This is a genomic window from Salinivibrio costicola subsp. alcaliphilus (assembly GCF_001996185.1).
GTDB lineage: Bacteria > Pseudomonadota > Gammaproteobacteria > Enterobacterales > Vibrionaceae > Salinivibrio > Salinivibrio costicola.
The window spans coordinates 50,239-68,319 of sequence record NZ_MUFR01000008.1 but is presented as its reverse complement, the minus strand read 5'-3'; the positions used below and the strand labels follow the sequence as shown (position 1 = coordinate 68,319).

18 protein-coding genes are annotated in these 18,081 nt (G+C 49.0%); 3 read left to right on the top strand and 15 right to left on the bottom strand.

What is annotated here, in order from left to right; genetic code table 11:
* Complete coding sequence (locus BZJ21_RS04285; RefSeq protein ID WP_077669198.1) at window positions 1-954, top strand: tyrosine-type recombinase/integrase; 954 nt, start codon at window positions 1-3, stop codon at window positions 952-954.
* Here BZJ21_RS04285 and BZJ21_RS04280 read toward each other — a convergent pair whose 3' ends face one another.
* Together BZJ21_RS04280 and BZJ21_RS04275 are read right to left on the bottom strand one after the other, a co-directional pair.
* Window positions 955-1,959 (bottom strand): D-alanine--D-alanine ligase, encoded by a 1,005-nt coding sequence (locus BZJ21_RS04280; RefSeq protein ID WP_077669197.1) that lies wholly within the window; start codon window positions 1,957-1,959, stop codon window positions 955-957.
* A 178-nt stretch (window positions 1,960-2,137) separates the two neighbouring features.
* Window positions 2,138-2,662 (bottom strand): SPOR domain-containing protein, encoded by a 525-nt coding sequence (locus tag BZJ21_RS04275; protein ID WP_077669196.1) that lies wholly within the window; start codon window positions 2,660-2,662, stop codon window positions 2,138-2,140.
* A gap of 285 nt (window positions 2,663-2,947) precedes the next feature.
* Here BZJ21_RS04275 and BZJ21_RS04270 point away from each other — a divergent pair, with 285 nt between their 5' ends.
* Entirely contained in the window at window positions 2,948-5,641 is a 2,694-nt protein-coding gene (locus BZJ21_RS04270) for a bifunctional acetate--CoA ligase family protein/GNAT family N-acetyltransferase (RefSeq protein WP_077669195.1), read from the top strand.
* Window positions 5,642-5,694: 53 nt separating this feature from the next.
* On the opposite strand, the gene BZJ21_RS04265 is transcribed toward BZJ21_RS04270, so the two are convergent.
* Window positions 5,695-6,612 (bottom strand): LysR family transcriptional regulator, encoded by a 918-nt coding sequence (locus BZJ21_RS04265; protein WP_077669194.1) that lies wholly within the window; start codon window positions 6,610-6,612, stop codon window positions 5,695-5,697.
* A gap of 212 nt (window positions 6,613-6,824) precedes the next feature.
* Between BZJ21_RS04265 and BZJ21_RS04260 the strand changes: the two genes are divergently transcribed.
* Window positions 6,825-8,456, top strand: a complete 1,632-nt coding sequence (locus BZJ21_RS04260; RefSeq protein WP_077669193.1) for a DUF2813 domain-containing protein — start codon at window positions 6,825-6,827, stop codon at window positions 8,454-8,456.
* A gap of 14 nt (window positions 8,457-8,470) precedes the next feature.
* Here the strand turns inward: BZJ21_RS04260 and BZJ21_RS04255 are convergent, their stop codons facing one another.
* The 12 genes from BZJ21_RS04255 to BZJ21_RS04200 form a co-directional block, all read right to left on the bottom strand.
* Complete coding sequence (locus BZJ21_RS04255; protein ID WP_077460741.1) at window positions 8,471-9,019, bottom strand: DUF3833 domain-containing protein; 549 nt, start codon at window positions 9,017-9,019, stop codon at window positions 8,471-8,473.
* Window positions 9,016-9,555 carry a chalcone isomerase family protein gene (locus BZJ21_RS04250; RefSeq protein WP_025744578.1) on the bottom strand — a complete coding sequence of 180 codons (540 nt, stop codon included), beginning with the start codon at window positions 9,553-9,555 and terminating at the stop codon, window positions 9,016-9,018. The genes BZJ21_RS04255 and BZJ21_RS04250 overlap by 4 nt, the downstream gene beginning before the upstream one ends.
* The gene (locus BZJ21_RS04245) at window positions 9,552-10,070 is read right to left on the bottom strand and encodes a DUF2878 domain-containing protein (protein ID WP_025744577.1); all 519 of its coding nucleotides are present in this window, start codon (window positions 10,068-10,070) and stop codon (window positions 9,552-9,554) included. Before BZJ21_RS04245 ends, BZJ21_RS04250 begins: the two co-directional genes overlap by 4 nt.
* Before the next feature lie 3 nt (window positions 10,071-10,073).
* On the bottom strand, window positions 10,074-11,315 hold the full coding sequence (locus BZJ21_RS04240) for an SAM-dependent methyltransferase (RefSeq protein WP_025744576.1): 1,242 nt from the start codon (window positions 11,313-11,315) through the stop codon (window positions 10,074-10,076).
* Window positions 11,316-11,317: 2 nt separating this feature from the next.
* Window positions 11,318-12,064: a DUF1365 domain-containing protein gene (locus tag BZJ21_RS04235; protein WP_198532308.1), complete on the bottom strand. Its 747-nt coding sequence runs from the start codon at window positions 12,062-12,064 to the stop codon at window positions 11,318-11,320.
* Window positions 12,061-13,320 carry an NAD(P)/FAD-dependent oxidoreductase gene (locus tag BZJ21_RS04230; protein WP_077669192.1) on the bottom strand — a complete coding sequence of 420 codons (1,260 nt, stop codon included), beginning with the start codon at window positions 13,318-13,320 and terminating at the stop codon, window positions 12,061-12,063. Before BZJ21_RS04230 ends, BZJ21_RS04235 begins: the two co-directional genes overlap by 4 nt.
* A gap of 3 nt (window positions 13,321-13,323) precedes the next feature.
* Window positions 13,324-14,049: an SDR family NAD(P)-dependent oxidoreductase gene (locus BZJ21_RS04225; protein WP_077669191.1), complete on the bottom strand. Its 726-nt coding sequence runs from the start codon at window positions 14,047-14,049 to the stop codon at window positions 13,324-13,326.
* A complete protein-coding gene (locus BZJ21_RS04220) occupies window positions 14,046-14,486 on the bottom strand; it encodes a nuclear transport factor 2 family protein (RefSeq protein WP_077661527.1) in 441 nt (146 codons plus the stop codon). Before BZJ21_RS04220 ends, BZJ21_RS04225 begins: the two co-directional genes overlap by 4 nt.
* Window positions 14,486-15,925 (bottom strand): deoxyribodipyrimidine photo-lyase, encoded by a 1,440-nt coding sequence (gene phrB, locus BZJ21_RS04215; RefSeq protein WP_077669190.1) that lies wholly within the window; start codon window positions 15,923-15,925, stop codon window positions 14,486-14,488. The genes BZJ21_RS04220 and phrB overlap by 1 nt, the downstream gene beginning before the upstream one ends.
* Window positions 15,916-16,746 (bottom strand): MerR family transcriptional regulator, encoded by an 831-nt coding sequence (locus tag BZJ21_RS04210; RefSeq protein WP_077669189.1) that lies wholly within the window; start codon window positions 16,744-16,746, stop codon window positions 15,916-15,918. The genes phrB and BZJ21_RS04210 overlap by 10 nt, the downstream gene beginning before the upstream one ends.
* The gene (locus BZJ21_RS04205; RefSeq protein ID WP_025744572.1) at window positions 16,736-17,689 is read right to left on the bottom strand and encodes a YbgA family protein; all 954 of its coding nucleotides are present in this window, start codon (window positions 17,687-17,689) and stop codon (window positions 16,736-16,738) included. The genes BZJ21_RS04210 and BZJ21_RS04205 overlap by 11 nt, the downstream gene beginning before the upstream one ends.
* 137 nt (window positions 17,690-17,826) lie before the next feature.
* Window positions 17,827-18,078: a GIY-YIG nuclease family protein gene (locus BZJ21_RS04200; RefSeq protein WP_077645893.1), complete on the bottom strand. Its 252-nt coding sequence runs from the start codon at window positions 18,076-18,078 to the stop codon at window positions 17,827-17,829.
* Window positions 18,079-18,081: the final 3 nt, after the last annotated feature.

Here is an 18,081-nt window from a genome sequence, read left to right as displayed (position 1 = left end):
ATGAAAAAGATTTTACCGCTTGAACCAAAGCATATTCCCGATAGCTTGGCCCTTTTCAATCAAGGCGTAGTCAGTTTGGATGAGTGGGAATTGTTAACGCAAGGCGCTTACAGTCATAATTCATTACTCAGTTACCGTAATGACTGGCACGTATTTGCTGATTTTTGTCACGGCCAAGGGGTCACAGCCGTGCCATGTGCGATAACGACTTTGCGTCGCTTTGCCGAGCTTGCGGCTCAACACCGTAAAATATCGGTGATTCGTCGTGTCGTGGTCACCGTCGGCTTAGTACATCGACTACATCAACAGCGTGATCCCAGTAAACATCGCGAAGTAAAATACGCCATGGCTCGATTACTTCAGGCAAAGTTGCCGGAAAGTAAAGAAGCCACCCCCTTTCACGCGCAGCACATGATACAACTCAATGAACAACTCGCTGGTTCGCAAAGACTGCAAGATCTGAGAGATCGGCTTGTATGGTCACTTTCTTATGAAGGATTGCTTAAACGCAGTGAACTTGCCGCACTGACCACAGACGATCTGATTACTCAAGGTACCCAAACGTTCATAATAGTTAGAGATCAACGGGTAGCATTGAGTGAGCAAACAGCGATGTTAGTCGCCCAGTGGTTAGATAAAACAGGAATGAATCATGGCCCCCTACTTCGTCGAATCAACAAACATGGCCATTTAGGTGAGACCGCATTAGACCCGTCATCGATTTATCGGGTCTTTCGACGCGCGAGTCGCTTGCTGGGTGAATCCGTTACTTTTTCTGGGCAGTCGCCTCGCGTCGGTGCAAGCCGTGCACTTGCCAATAAAGGAATGACAATAAAACAAATCCAGCATCTTGGCCGCTGGAAAAGCCCCGCAATGCCGGCGCAATATGTCGGTAACACGATAGCAAGTGAACAAGCTAAAGCGCGATACCGACATAAGAAGCTGACGGAATAACTAGCTTACTCGCCGTCCCGTTGCATGGGTGATACGTGATGCGAGATATTCATCAAATGCCAACCCATGATGTTCGACCAATTTAGGGAACATGGAAATGGGCGTCATGCCTGGAAAGGTATTAATTTCGTTGACGAGTACCGTACCGTTCTCAGTCAAGAAAAAGTCAATGCGCGACATGTCCTTTAATCGCAGTTGCTTAAACGCTTGATGGGCATAGTCGCGAATACAGGCAACTTGTTCCTCGCTAAGGTCGAGTGCTTCAATTTGTGTATTGCTCGAACTCCCTTCGCTGTATTTCTCTTCAAAGGTATAAAAACTCCCCTCTGGACAGCGTATTTCACCCGGCTTGGTGACAATAATTTCGTCGCCAACCTGAAACGCGGCGACCTCTAATTCACGCGGTTGAATCGCTTTTTCGATCAATACTTGGTCAGAAAACGTAAACGCATCTGCAATGCATGTTGAGAGCTGCTCTTCTTCAGTCACACGATAGCAGCCTACACTGGAACCTTGACTGGCCGCTTTGACGAAAACGCCTTGATGCTCAGCAAAAAAGGCGGACGCACGTGCCATGCTTTGGTCACTTTGATCGGTGATAAACACGTAGGGTGTGTTCGGAATGCCGAGGGCATCAAACCACAACTTCGAGGTAATTTTATTAAAGCAAATTTGGCTACCTTCCGGGCCGCATCCTAGGTAAGGCAGGCCGGTGATCTCGAGTAGTGACTGAATATCCCCCGTCTCGCCGGGAAAACCATGGAAGCAAGGGATCACATAATGAATTTGCCTATGCTCAACCTTGCTACAAAGCATGCCATCAGTATCAAGGTGACAGCGCATACCATCGTCAAGATGCCATCCCTCTTGGGTGATTTCGACTTTTTGGACATTGACTCGAGGGAGCTTCGCTAGCTGTGATTCAATATACTGCGCAGAAACGAGCGAGATATCGTGCTCCGCACCACCGCCACCGCACAGTAAAAGCAGGTTTAGTTTCGTCATTATTTTCTCTCACCACGTGCATTAACACGTTACCTGAATATACCGCCATAGTAGTCAAATGCGACGTTGCTTTCACCTATCGACGCGTATTTGTTGGTATTTTTGTGTTTGATTGCTGCGGGTTTGTTCAAAGCTGACCCAAGAGCCAGCTTCTATATTGACAGGCGCGGAGATTCGACTAGTTAACGCGTGTCATCTCAGGCGTTGATGAACGCTTAATGTCTGCGATGTCACGAACAAAAGGACCATACTGCTGAATGGTTTGCGGTAAAGCCTTAATGGCACGCTTTGCTGCATCTCGTGATGAATATTCACCATACAACAAGGTATACCAAGGTAAGCCGTCTACCATTTTCTTGTTGCTCCAAAGTGGCTCGTTACTTGGAAGCCGTTTGACGTAATCAGTAAACCCGCGATCATGGCTAAGTGCCACAATTTGAATGGTATACCCTGGGCCCTGACTTGATGCTTTTACGGTTTGTTTTTTCGGCGCTGGCGACGCTTCCTCTTTCCAAGCGGATTGCTCTTTCGATACAGATCGTTTTTTCGATGCAGATCGCTCTTTCGGTTGTGGTGCCGAGGTTTTCACAGTCTCGCGCGTATCGGTTGACTCAATGGTCTGACTATAAATTTCAGTGGTCACACCACCACCACTGCATCCTGATAGCAGCAGCGCAACTGCAAGTAAGCCCAGTTTTTTCATTGTGATTCTGTCAGTTATCCAAATTTGTTTCATTGTGCCCCCGACCCAATAGCCATTCAACCAAAAGTTAACCTGTTACATAAGGTTTCCGGTGATAGCTCACAGATAGAACGTTAAACGACGTGCTTGAGTGTATCGTAACAGCCAGTTTCTGCCACACCCAGATCACATTGCGTTAAAAAAGACCGTTGATTTCAACGCTGAACCGATAGACTGGCTTCAGAGCTTAACCAATTGATGTGCCCATCGTTGATGACGCTGGGCGACGCTTTTTCGGAGGAAACTATGGCCGGCATCGATCAACTCCTCAAGCCTAAATCTATTGCGGTTATAGGTGCGTCCGACCGCAGCGGCCGCGCAGGCTACGTTGTCACCCGCAACTTACAATCCGGTGGATTTCAAGGCCCTATCATGCCTGTCACACCTAAGTATCAAGCGGTTGCCGGCATTTTGGCGTATAAAACGATTGCGGACCTGCCACTTGTCCCCGATTTAGCTGTTCTCTGTACCCGTGGTGAAGCGACGCCAGCGCTTATCGAACAATTGGGAGAAAGAGGCGTTAAGCTCGTCATTGTGCTCGCAGCCGGGATGCGCGGCCAGCTCGACTCACTCGGCACAAGTCAGTACGCGATAATGCAACGGGTGGCAGAGAGATACACCATGCGCGTGCTTGGCCCCAATAGTTTGGGCATGATTTTACCATGGCTTAACCTTAACGCATCCTTTGCACCTGTGCCGGCCAACAAAGGAAACATTGCTTTTGTCTCTCAATCGGCCGCCGTCTGTACCACTATTTTGGACTGGGCGCGAAATAAACGTATTGGCTTTTCAACCTTTATCTCATTGGGCGAAGCCTGTGATATTGATTTCCCCGAATTACTCGACTTTTTGTGTCGCGACAGTAAAACCGACGCGATTTTGCTCTACGTCGATTCAATTCGTGATGCACGACGCTTTATCTCCGCTGCGCGAGCGGCCGCCCGGAATCGTCGTATTCTCGTATTGAAAAGTGGTCGTACCCGCGGTGGGTCCGTTGCTCTTGAACAACTTAGTCAGACCAGTACAGGGTTAGATGCCGCTTACGATGCTGCAATCCGTCGCTCTGGGATGTTACGTGTGAACAACACGCACGAGTTATTTGCCGCGGTCGAGACGCTATCTCACTCCGTTCCTTTGCGTGGAGAACGACTCGCGATTATCACTAACGGCGGTGGGCCGGCAGTAATGGCGGTTGACACGCTGATGGATGCTGGGGGTAAGCTAGCGACCTTGAGTGATTCAACGCTTGACGCCCTAAATCAGGTCTTGCCTGCAAGCTGGTCGCATACGAACCCCATTGATCTGGTCGGAGATGCTGACACGCAGCGTTACCAAGCGGCAATAGATATCATGTTAAACAGTGATGAGGCCGACGCGGTTTTGATCATGCATTCCCCATCGGTCACGGCACCTGGACTGGCGACCGCCAAAGCCATCATTCATTCATTAAAAGAAAACCCTCGCGCGCGGCGCTTTAATATTTTAACGAATTGGCAAGGAGAGGGAGACGACGCCACAGTCGCCCGGCTGGCGTTCACGCATGCCGGCTTCCCAACCTATCGAACACCTGAAAGCGCCGTGACTGCTTATATGCACTTAGTCGAATATAGGCGCAACCAAAAGCAATTAATGGAAACCCCTACCTCGACTGGACTCATGGACTATGACTTATTGGCCGCACGGGCGTTTATCGAACAAGCAGAAGACATTGAGCATCTCACTCTAACGACCCATGAGGTACGACCCTTTTTAGAAGCTTATGGTATGCAGGTTATATCTACCTGGCTCGCGACCGACGCGGTAGAAGCCGCCCAAATTGCCGAACAAGTTGGTTATCCTGTTGCCGTGAAGCTTCGCTCTTCCGATATTCGTCATAAATCAGATGTGCAAGGCGTGATGTTGAATTTACGTACAGGAGCGGAAGTCGCTAATGCCGCTCAAGCGATCCTTGATCGCGTGTCTGTCACTTTTCCCAGCGCCCACATCCAAGGATTATTGATACAGTCGATGGCTCCGCGAGCGGGTGCCCAGGAGCTGCGCGTCACCATCAGTAATGATCCCGTTTTTGGTACCATCATTTTACTCGGAGAGGGCGGCTCTGATTGGGATGTCACCAAAGATGCGGCAGTCGGGATCCCACCGCTTAATATGGCACTGGCGCGCTATCTTGTGATTGGCGCGATTAAAAGCGGTAAAATCAAGCGACGCGGCTTTCCTATTGCTATCGATGTACCGCGTCTATGTCAATTTTTAGTGACATTGTCACAAATGATCATTGATTGCCCGGAAGTCGATGAGCTCGATATCCACCCACTTCTGGTCGCTGGCGAGGAACTCACGGTTTTGGATGCATCGCTGCGGTTACGAGATTACGCGGGTAGCCAACAAAAGCGCTTAGCTATTCGGCCTTACCCTAAAGAATTGGAGCAATCGGTCACGCTTAAAAACGGACAAACCATTCTGCTGCGTCCTATTCTTCCCGAAGATGAGCCGACGCATAAGGCCTTTGTCGAAAAAGTGTCTGAAGAGGATCTATACCGCCGCTTTTTCTCTGACGTTGGCGAGCTAAATCATGAGGCGTTGGCGAATTTGACTCAAATTGACTATGACCGTGAAATGGCGATAGTGGCCACGTTCCAACTATCTTCCGGGAGAGAAGAAATCTGGGGAGTCGCGCGTTTATTGGCCGATCCTCAAAATACAGACGCCGAATTTGCGGTCTTAGTCCGTTCTGATTTAAAGGGTGTTGGTCTCGGCAGTGTGCTTATGAACACCATTATTAACTATGGCCGCCAGGCAGGCCTATCACGAATCACCGGGATGACCATGCCCAATAACCGAGGGATGATAACGTTGGCACAAAAATGTGGTTTTAGTATTGATGTGCAAATGGCCGATGGCATCGTCGATATGCAACTGCCGTTATCATCCAATGCGTAAGCGAAGACAACGTGCGACCAAAGCTGGTCAATTCAATCCAGCGCCTTCTTCATTCAAGACGAAGACTTATTAATCGGTATGTCGCCTGCTTGCATGTAAGGCGCAAGTAAATTGGGCAACTGCCTGACTAACCAGGATTTAGCATTGCCCATTCGATTGCGCTTCCAGGCTACTCCGAACTTGAGCTGAAACGGCTCTCCCCCTTTTAGGCGTTTTAAACGTCCGGCGTTGAGATCGTCTTGGACCCAAAACCAGGGCAACGTCCCGATGCCTTGGCCATTCAAAATAGCCGTATATTTGTCATGCATGGAACTGACGGTTAAGCGTGGTTGATTTTCCAGCACATTATAGGTTTTCGGCTGCATACCTCGTGCCGTGTCAGCAACCGCGACGCCACGGTATTTGGCGCGAACATCGGGTTCCACCGGGCGCGCTTCTTTATGTATCGGATGGTCGGGAGCGGCAACCCAATAGGCACTCATTTCTCCCAACGGCTGTACTTTTATCCCTTGAGGCACAGTATCGGGGATCGGCGCAATCAGTACATCTGCGCGCTCTTGTGCTAACGCCTCCCAACAGCCTGCTAGTATTTGCTCAGACAGTTTCAGCCGTGTACTACTCTTTTTAGCTAAACGCTCGATCAGCGGAAAAAAGAAGTCGCTCTTAAACAATCCGTCGTAGGCAAGACAAATTTCCAACTCCCAGCCGTGAGCCAATGATGCAGCATCCGCCACCATTTCATCTGCCGCTTTTAACAACATGCGCCCTCGCTCAACCAATAAATGGCCGGCATCAGTAAACGTCGCACGGTGGCCTGAACGATCAAAAATCACTAACCCAAGTTCGTCTTCAAGCTTTTGTACTTGATAGCTCAGCGATGAGGGCGCACGACTCAACGACTCAGCGGCAGCAGCAAAACTGCCTTTTCGCTCAATGGCATCAAGAACGTGTAAGGCTTCAAACGACAACATAATTTTCTCTCGATGATCACCCTAAAAAGGGCACGTAACAGATCTACACACTATATCAGGGTTTACCTTGCCACCCTATGGTAAATCGAAGGGCAATCACTCGTGAGGAAGCATTATGTGTTAGTCACGATAAATCAGGCATATAGCACAAAATAACCATCGATTTCGTTTCCTTTTTCGTCAAGGTGTCATACTCTAAAACAGAGGTGACAATGAGATTAGACCGTATAGAAATTGCAGGCTTCCGTGGCATCCGACGCCTATCACTCCAAGTCGATGAACTCACCGTGCTGATCGGCGAAAACGCATGGGGGAAATCGTCTCTTTTGGATGCACTGGAGCTCGCACTCCATCCCAGTGGCGATAAACCTCAGTTTAAACGCTCTGACTTTCATGTTGACCATGCCCTTGGCGTCGCACCAGAACAACAATTTCAGATTATTCTCCGTTGGCAGGAAAGTTTTCCGGGGGAGCATAAAGCTCGCCGTTATCGTCGTTTTAAGCCGCTCTGGAACGGTGAAAATGGCGGTTGCCGAACGTTAGATTACTGTCTGAACGCGACCATGCAAGAAAGTAAAGTTTCGGTACAGCGTGTATTCTTGTCTTGTCAGGGAGAGATAATTGAAAAGGTCGACAACGATGCGCTCGCAAGCCATTTAATGCAGATCCATCCCGTTGTCAGGGTACGTGATGCCCGACGTATGCGGGTACCTGGGCAAATGGTCAATAAAGACAATACGCGGGTTGAGCAACGTTTAGATAATACCTATCGCCGTTTATTAATGATGCCTGGGCACGTTAACAAAGGGGAAATAAAAAGTGGTCTGCATGCAATGCGTCAGCTACTCGATCACTATTTTGCCGCTGACGAGCATAGCCGCGCCCCCTATCCCATTCATGCTCCTGGCGCACTGTCGATTACTCATAATCAAATGCACCCCTTAGAGGCCGTTGCCGCCAATACATCCAACCAAAGCCGGCTCGTATTAATGGGGTTACTGAGTGCATTTGTGCGGGCGCGTGGCCCGAAACAACTCAAACGTAATGCCCGACCTATTATGTTGTTTGAAGATCCTGAAGGTCGGCTACACCCCACACTTTTAAATCAGGCATGGCGGCTCATCCAACTCATGCCCATGCAAAAACTGTTGACCACCAATAGCGGTGATTTGTTGGCTGGCGTTCAGCTCGATCATATTCGCCGGCTTGTACGCCATCCCACGGAAACACGTAGCCATCAAGTCCCTTCTCATCTACTGACGCAAGATGAACGTCGGCGTGTCACGTTCCACGTTCGCTTTCATCGTCCCAGCGCACTGTTCGCACGCTGCTGGTTATTGGTTGAAGGTGAAACTGAAATCTGGCTATTTAATGAGCTTGCACGATTACAAGGTTATGACTTTGCAGCGGAAGGTGTCCATTTAATTGAGTTTGCACAAAGCGGACTTAGGCCACTCATCAAGACCGCCAAGGCACTGGGCATTGAATGGCACCTTGTCGCCGATGGTGATATGGCAGGAAAGAAGTACGCAGCCACCGCGCGAGGACAAATCGAGCATCAGCCCGAAGGAGCAAGACTGACGGTACTGCCCGATAGAGATATTGAGCATTATTTATATAGCAATGGCTATGAGCCGTTGTTTCGCGAGATGGCTGGCGTGGCGAGCCAGCAGCCGCACATGAACGATAAGCGTATCATCGCCAAGGCGTTAAAGCGCTACGCAAAACCCGATGCCGCCCTGGCCATTATTGCTTATACAGAAAATGAGCTGAATACGCCGATCCCTAAACTGCTCCGTTGGGTTATTCAGCGTGCCATCGGGCTAGCTAGAGGCGTTGGATAACGCCTCAAACACACTTATTGTTCGACGCGTTGGAAAAACAGCGTCACTTTGCCCACTTCAATGCCCCATTTTCGCATCGAGGTCACGTTAAAGAGATGATCATCATCTTGACGGAACATCCAGTCATCAAAGTGGAACTGATATTCACTCTCGCCAACAGGCACCACTAAATCATAGCGCCAATTCAGGGCATTACCCGCAACGACACCCCTTGCCTCGCCGACGATATCGCCAGCCGTCCCCGTATAAGTACCATCTTGATGACGCGTAATCGTCCACACGCGCGTTTGGGTTTCTCCGTCCGCATAGATAAACGATTCATCCAATGTGAGCGTGTCACCGTCGACCGTTCCCTCAATATCCACTTCGAAGCGGCGGGTTTGCTCCCCTGTAAAGTCTTGGACCATGCCCCACGCTTTGGTATGTCCATCAAAATACTCGAACATGTTGAACGCCGGCTCACGATCTTGATAATCATCGATATCCGCCGAACAAGCAGCAAGCATGATAACGCTTGCAAGGGTAAGGCATGCCCGATTAAAACTGCGGGTCCACTTTGTCATGATGCTTCTCCTAATAATGCGCGCCGATGATCGGGGTACTCTGTGTTTTCTGATAACCAGATAGCTAAAAAGGCGTCGGCTAGATCTGTGTCATCGATCACTAATGTGGTGCGCCAATCTTGCCCTTGAGATTGATAATGGAAAACGCCTTTGTCCTTGTAGCGAACAAACGCAAGTCGATCGTCTTCGGCAATATCGCCCCACGCATCATTAAGCGCAGTTTGCCAGCGTTCACGTTGTGAAGCCGAATAACCTAAATGCGCCCATTGGTCGTTAGTGGCTTTCATCAAGCGCTCGTCGCTAATATCACGGGCATACGTGATCACCAGAGCATGAGGTAATGGTGGTTCGTAATCGCCTGATGGCGTGCGTAATGACGATTGATAAATCGTCCACCAGCCCCAAGTTAAGGTCGCTTCCCCCACTTCGGGCCATTGCTGCCAGGCCATCGAGCCGCCGGTCGTTGGCTGCTCAGCTTGCACGGAAGTTGCCATGGTGAGAATGAGGCTGGCAATAAGTACTTTCCATCCTGTCATTGTTGTCCCCTTGTTGCCGCCATTCGCGCCTCTACTTTGTGTTGTAACCAACGCATTAAGACAACGAATAACACACTGTATATCGCCCAAACGCCGAGTAATACCACGCCCGTTATCCAAAAGGATTGCGGGAATGATAATGCACCGAGTCGCTCTCCCGCGAGATAACTGCTTGCTCCCCCCACACTGCCAATGCATGTGATCAACCAAATTGGCCGAGCGAGCACGAGTTCACGCATAAGCCACGCAAAGGCGCAAAAACCCAACCAAAGTAAAATAAGCCAAGAAGGCATGATCAGTGAGCTGGTGTCGACAGCTAACCACTGCGTATACAGCATCACACTGTCACCAATGATGCCTAATGGGGCAAGGGTTAAGATCCCAGCGATCACGGTACGATCATAGGCGATCGCAGCCAGTAACATCGCTCCCATCAACCATTGTAAACTCGGCGGCCCGATAGCCGCCGAAAACCAGTACACGTTGAACAATAAAGAGATCAACACAAAACGCATTATTTAGGCCTCTCGCCAAGCCGGACGACTGAGCAACAGCTGGACTGCACTGATGGTTCGCTCTCTGAAGCCGCCTTCGCAATAGCAAAAATAAAAACGCCACAGGCGCGCAAAACGATCGTCGTATCCGTATTCCCGCAAGGTCTCTGCTTGTTGATTAAACCGGGTATGCCAGTCAGCTAGCGTTTGCGCGTAATCCAAACCAATGTCTTTTAAATCCCGCATCACAAAGTCCGTTTGGGCGGTGAAGTGATCAAGTAAGACGTTTACCGAGGGCAAAAACCCTCCCGGGAAAATGTGCTTTTGAATAAAATCGACATTGCGACTGTAATGGTCATAACGTTGATCCGCTATTGTAATCGCTTGAATCGCCATCAAACCACTCGGCTTGAGTAGTGACTGACACTTCCGCACAAAGGTATCTAGGTATTCTTTGCCTACCGCTTCAATCATCTCTATCGAGACAAGTTTGTCGTACTCGCCGGTCAGATCGCGGTAATCCTCTTTAAGCAATGTGATCTGATTATCTAACCCCTCTCGTGCAATACACGCCTGTGCCCAAGCATGCTGTTCTTCCGAGATGGTGGTGGTAGTAACGCGACAGCCGTAATGCTTTGCGGCATAGATCGCCATGCCACCCCAACCTGTGCCAATTTCGATCAGGTGATCATCAGGCGTTAGCGACAGTTGTCGGCAGAGACGATCCATTTTTTCGATTTGCGCGGCTTCTAGTGAGGCTTCCTTTTCCGGATAAATCCCACTGGAATACAGCATTTGATCATCGAGAAAGTGACGATACAGATCGTTGCCAAGATCATAATGCGCGGCAATATTGCGGCGTGCTGTGTCTTTCTCGTTACGATTGCGCCAATGTGCCAGTTTATGACCGAGGCTCACCAACCAACCCGTGTGCTTTTCTATCCGATCAATCGCCGGCAAATTACGAGCAAAGACCCGAATCACGTCGGTTAGACTGGGCGATTCCCACCAGCCTTCAATATAAGCTTCGGCGGCTGCAATACTGCCACCGGTCAAAATCCGAGTATAAAAACGTGGATCATGGACTAAGACTGATGCATGTAATTGTGCCTGAGGATCTCCGCACTGCAAGGTCTGACCCTGCTCATCAACGAGCGAAATGGAAGCATCTTTGACGTGTGCCATTAACGTATAAACCAACTGCTTCGCGTAATGCTCTTTACGCGTCAATGTGCGTTGACTTTGAGGTACGTCCGTTACAGACATAATTACTCCTTCTTCGCACCCGGGTGCGGATAAAACGGTGCGCCCTTTATCCAAAGTTTGAGCGCTTGCCAATAAATACCAATGAGAACTTTTACTGTCTCTATCGGTGTCCGGATCAATAACTTACCCAATGTTTTTGAGGTAAAAGGCCGTCGTTGTAGGCCAAGTGTCGCGTCAAACTCCTTGGCTTCGCGGTGCGCTTCAAGATGCAAGTGCACGCGCTCGCGGGGCGGACGAAGACGCCAATGATAGCGTTGTTCTATTGGATTGAACGGCGACACATGAAACGCTTTATCATTTTCCCAACGCGTACCGGCCGGAACCGCGTAATAGTGGCGTTCGCCCCAAGGGGTGTTACTGACTTCTGCAAGCACGTAGCGCCAGTTATTGTCGTGATCATAGACGTAGTAAAAATTCGCCGGACTAAAATACACGCCGAGATAACGCAGCTGACACAGCGCATAAACTTTTCCTTCTATGCGCTCGCCCGTGAGTGTGTATACCTTGTCAAGACACGCCGCTTTGGTATCTTCTCGCCCATCTAAATAGTCTCGATAATCAAAGGCCGCCCAGCCCCATTTACCCAGCCGGAACCCCGTAACCTGTGACGACAGTAATGCCAGTTCGTCTAGGTCGATCAACGGCATAAAAACAGGATACGTGAACGTATGTTTGATCGGTGTATAGCGCCGATGCCGGACCTGGCCGACATACAAACCGCTATTCAAAGTTACAACCGACTCAGTCACGAATTGATGCCCTCCACCACGTCAAGTGCACTTTTAACGCCATCTTCATGAAAACCGTTATACCAATACGCGCCACAAAACCAGCTTTGCTGTTGGCCATTAATCTGATGACGCTTTTGCTGTGCTACGACGCTCTCGGTATTAAACACTGGGTGTGCATACACAAAACGACGTAAAATCTTACTGGGTTCTATTCTGTGTGTTTGATTGAGCGTGACACAAAACGTCTCAGGCGACTGAATTGATTGCAATATATTCATATTGTAGGTCAAAGCTGCCGGATCCGTGTCTATTTCTTCTGACAAGGGCAAATGATAATTCCAGCTCGCCCATGCACCTTGTCGCTTAGGTAACAGAGAGGTGTCCGTATGTAGCACCACTTCATTATCTTGATAAGGGATGGCGCCGAGAACGTCACGCTCTGCATCACTGGGATCGGCTAACATAGCAAGCGCTTGATCGCTATGACACGCGAATACCACCTGATCAAACACCTGCTCGCCCTTATCCGTGGTGACATAGACCGCGCCTTGATCACGTCGGACCTGTTTTACAGGCGTATTGAGATGAATTTTATCGGCAAAAGCCGGTGTCAGTTTTTTCACGTATTCGCGTGAGCCACCTGGTATCACATACCACTGCGGTCGATTCGTTACATCTAACAAACCATGATTTTGGAAAAACCGTAGGAAAAAGGCTAATGGAAATCCACGCATATCCGACAGCGTTGACGACCAAATGGCCGCCCCCATCGGTAAGATATAGTTTTGACAAAAATAATCACTGAACCCATGTTGGTTAAGGAAATCCCCTAAGGTATTCAATGATGAAGACGAGGCGCTATCTTTCGCTGCGTAAGCGTCACGTGCGAGACGATTAAAGCGCATGATTTCGGCCAGAAAGCGATAAAAACGTACATTAACGATATTGCGTTTTTGCGCAAACAACGACGACAAGCTGTGGCCGTTATATTCTAAGCCGTTTGCATCGTTGCGCACACTAAAACTCATTTGTGAAGGCTGACGTCCAACCCCGATGTCATTGAGCAAGCGCTCATAATTTGGATAAGTTCTGTCATTAAAGACGATAAAGCCGGTATCAATCGCGTATTGACCACTTTCGACCTCAATATCAACGGTCGCCGTGTGACCACCGAGGTAGTCATTCGCTTCAAATAACTGAATATCATGTTGTTTGTTAAGGTAATGGGCGCACGTTAACCCGGCAATGCCCGAACCAATAATGGCAATTTTCATGGTTTAGTTCCTTGTCATACGTCGAGCAAGGGCTATCTGCCAAGACATAGGCAGTAGCGCTAAAAATTTAAGAATAAATGTGAATTTTCGTGGGAAATGCACTTCTGTCTTGCCTTTGGCTAATCCAGACTGGATCGCCGCTGAGGCTTGTTTAACACTGACTCGCATCGGCATAGCAAAGTCATTTTTGTCCGTGAGCGGGGTTTCCACGAAACCAGGAGAAACAAGTGACACTGTCACTCCTTGCTGAGCAAGATCGGCGGATAACGTATTGGCGATATAGCTAATCGCCGCTTTGGAGGCGCCATAAGCTTCTGCTCGGGGTAGCGGCATGTAACTGGCAGAGGAACCCACGATCGCAAGATGGGTCGCATCACTAAAACCCGCTTGTAATGCTTCAATACAATTGAGCACTCCAAAGACATTGATATCAAACACGCGCTTAAACAACGGCACATCGATCCGACCTTGATCGATATATTCGCAGGTTCCCGCGTTTAAAATGATCAAATCTGGCACCACACTAAGGCGACCCAATGCTTGATATGTTTGTTCACTATCGGTCGCGTCAAACGCCAAGGGGGTGAGAGATGCATGATCATTTGCCATTGCAGACAGTTTGTCTTGATTGCGCCCACACGCGGTGACTTGCCAGCCTTGTCGCGCATAATCTCGAGCCAACTGTTCGCCAATGCCTGAGGTGGCGCCTGTGATCACTACGTGTTTCATTGTCCTAACCTCGTTTTAATCTGTTTCAGTAAGCGCCCGAGAACAGGCAATGCTTCATATAGCATTTCACCCATGTCAAAGTAGTCACGATGACGGATAATTTTGCCCTCGCTAAAGCGCAAGTGAGAGCAACCTTGAACCTGACGCGCTTTGCCTTTTTCTAACTTTGGATGCGAGAGTGTCATGGTCCAGGTGACAAATGCGTCATCGTCTTCGACCGTGGTGTGATGAATAACAAATTGACAGTCAGTAACATTCTCATAAAGCACAGTAAAATACTGAATGAAGGCTGCCAGTCCGACAATCTCATGTGCCGGGTCACGAAACACGATCTCTGGATGATAAAGAGTTTCTAATGACGTTAAGTTACGTTTGTTTAATGCCTTATAAATAGACACAAACTGCTTCACTCCGGCTTGTGTATCATTATGTGCCATTAAAACGACTCCTGAGGCTGGTTTTTAGCCGCTTCAAATAAGGCTAACGCTTTCTTTCTTTGTTTCGCGTGATCAACCACAGGTCGTGGATAATCTATTGATTGAGCGTACTTTTCTGCCCATTGCCAAGGTTGATGAACATGCTTGCCAGGCACCGATTTTAAAGCCGGAATCCAGCGGCGGATAAAACGGCCATCACTATCAAACCGCTCTCCTTGTGTTGTTGGGTTAAAAATCCGGAAGTAAGGCTGCGCATCGGTGCCGACAGATGCCGACCACTGCCAACCGCCATTGTTTGATGCAAAATCGCCATCAATCAGTTTGGACATAAAATAGTCTTCGCCCCAGCGCCAGTCGATCAGCAAATCTTTGGTTAAAAAGCTCGCCACGATCATTCGTAAGCGGTTATGCATCCAGCCGGTTTGATTCAGTTGCTGCATGGCGGCATCGACAATCGGATAACCCGTTTTTCCGTTTTTCCACGCCTCAAACAAGGTTGAGTCGTTTTCCCAAACCACCGACTCTCCCCAGCTTAAAAAACACTGCCGCTTGCTAATTGCAGGGTTCTGCGCGCTGACTTCTTGATAAAAATCTCGCCAAATAAGCTCAGACAACCAGGTAGCAGCGCCGGTATCAGGCTCACGCCAATCGCCGTTTTCCGCCTGAAGTCGGGCTAAGCATTGTCGTGGTGACAAGGCGCCGATGGCGAGATAAGGGGAAAGCTGACTGGTGCCATCCATCGCAGGAAAGTCACGGTGCTTTTTGTAATCTGCCGCTCGCTCGCGACAGTATTCGCGCAAACAATCAAGGATCCCTTTTTCGTCACTCACCCACGCAGAGACATCTACGGTTGGGTAGACAAACTCAATCGGGGCGAGTTGAGAAAAGATGTCTCTCACCACAGATGTTTCTTCTCGCACAGACGGCGCTCTACGGGGCGATAAGTCCAAGTTATCAAGCGCGCGCAAGCACGCTTTTTTAAACGGGGTAAACACTTTGTATGCTTCTCCCTTGCCTGACTTTATCGTTCCAGGGGCAAATAAATTGCGATCGGCATAGGTATGCCAAGCAATCCCTCGGGCGGCTAAATCAGCCTGCACGCGTTCATCTCGTTTGACTTCATTGAGCTCGTACTCATGATTGGCGAATACCGCTTGTGCATCTGTTTGTGTGGCATACTCTGCCACTGTACGCGCCGCCTCAGTAAAATCATTCGCCCGTTCAACCACTAATGGGATGTTGAGTGCTTTTAGCTCCTCACGCAGCGCTTCGAGCCGTGCTTGAATAAGTCCGGCTTGTGTGGGTGCAAGCTGGTGCTCAGCCCACTGCTGTGGTGTTTCGATAAAAATCCCGACAACAGGGCTAGATGACGCACTCGCGGCACTCAACGCCAAGTTGTCTAACACACGTAAATCGCGCCGAAACCAAACTAGATGCATAACGTCTTGTTCTCCCTCAAATCCTCGAGCTCGTCACCGTGTACGGAGTAAATGAATGCCTGGCTCACCACCTCAATCTCATTTTGCGACAGACAAAGACGTAGTTGGTTAAGCTGCGTACGATCAAGTCGATGGTTTGCCATCACCGCCAGTGTTTTAATTTGCTGCTCGCGCATGACCTCTAAAATCAAACTTAACTGGCTGTGTGCCTGTGAAAGTATAGTGACGTTGTAACCTTTTTCGTGAAGAGCTACCGCCATTAACAAACGTTGATACTCACTGGTTGGGTTGAGCGATACCAACCAACAAGTTGCTCGCGTGTTTCTCTTGGCATTCGCGGCGATCACCGACCGGCACTGTTCAATCACAGTGGTTTGCCAAAGATCACGCTGTAGCATACTGACCGCTCCATCGTGATGACTGAGCCATTGATCGACGGGTGTCATGACATGCTCGACCAACCAGTAAAAGGGATACTCTTTGAAGAGTTGGTCCAAACTTTGGCTAAGGCGCCTCACCGAGAACGTATGAATACAATCGATCAAATCTCGAGCGACACCGTTGTCTTGGATATCGATAGATGCGGACGTTTGCACCAACAAGGGTTTCACCTTGCTAATTGGCACACCTTTGTCTAACCACTGAAGAATGCTCGCAATCGTGCTGACGTCATCGTCACTGTATAAACGGTGGCCTTTTGCGGTTCTTGCTGGTGACAATAAGCCATAACGACGCTGCCAAGCGCGTAAGGTCACAGGATTAACGCCCGTTTGCTCTGCGACCTGACTTATAGTGAGTGTGTGGGATCCCTCACAAGCCATAACGTAACCTCAGTGCGTCGGGATATGGCTTGAGATAGACTTGATTGGCCAGATAATCGTCGGGATGATTATGTAAATGATGTGAAATTAAGGTCAAAGGCGCCAGTAATGGCATGGTGCCTTGACGATAGGCGTGGATAAGGTTCGCCAATTCTGCTTTTTGGCCTTTATCGAGATTATTTTTAAAATAACCTTGTAGGTGCATTAGCACATTGGTGTGCTTTTTACGGGTAGCGCGAATGGCAATCGCCTGCATAAAAGCGGTCCGATACTGTTCAAAGAATGTATCGATATCGTAATGCCCAATGTTCGCCATAAAGCGCCCTAACTCGCGATAACGTTCGGGCGAGTGTGCCATCAACACCAATTTATATCGGGAATGAAAATCAACTAGAGCTTTTTTAGTGACGCCACCTTCAACACTTTTATAGAGATCATCGAGCGCGAACAAACGGAACACGAAATTCTCTTTTAAGATAGGATCATTAAGGCGACCATCTTCTTCTATCGGTAGCCAAGGCATCTGCGCCATCAGTGCTTGCGTGTACAAGCCAACCCCTGAAATATCAGAGGCGTAGCCATTTTCGCGATACACTTTGACCCGCTCCATGCCACACGTTGGTGACTTTGCGCAGACAATGTATCCGCGGAGTGCTTTGTGTTCTAGCTCTTCCGCTTTACGCTCACTAAACGCGATCATTTTATCCGTGTAGTCTTTTTGTTGATCCTTGGTTTCAACAAGCTTTACAGAGAGATCGCCTTTATCGACCAGCCTAATCGCCGGACGGGGAACAGGAAGACCAATCCCCACTTCAGGGCACACGGGCACGAAATCCACATAAGGACCTAACTCTTTCGTGACGAATGTGCTGCGCTTATGGCCACTGTCAAAGCGGACTTTTTCACCGATCACACAGGCGCTTACACCAACTGGAAACGACATGCCTTACCTCTACACTCACTGTGCGACGGGTGCCGCACTTGTACATTTATATTATTTTGTACAAGTAAAGGTAGAGGAAAGATCAAAATTGTACAATTTTTTTTATTTGTACAATTTAAGAGAATCAAAGCGACGTGCTATTGCTGAAGGCATAACGCTTCTTTACGTTCCTTAGGCCACTGTTTAATTTCCCATTCGCGTTGCATCGCAGCCCGTTTTTCCATGGGCTCTGAATACCACGCCAATAATAGTGGACCTTTACCTCGCAATGCTCGGGCGCCTTTTCCGGCTGAATGCTGTGCGAAACGACGAGAAACGTTAGTGGTAACACCGCAATACAAGTGGCCTTGACGCGTTCGAATCAAATACACAAACCAAGGCGTGTCCATGCT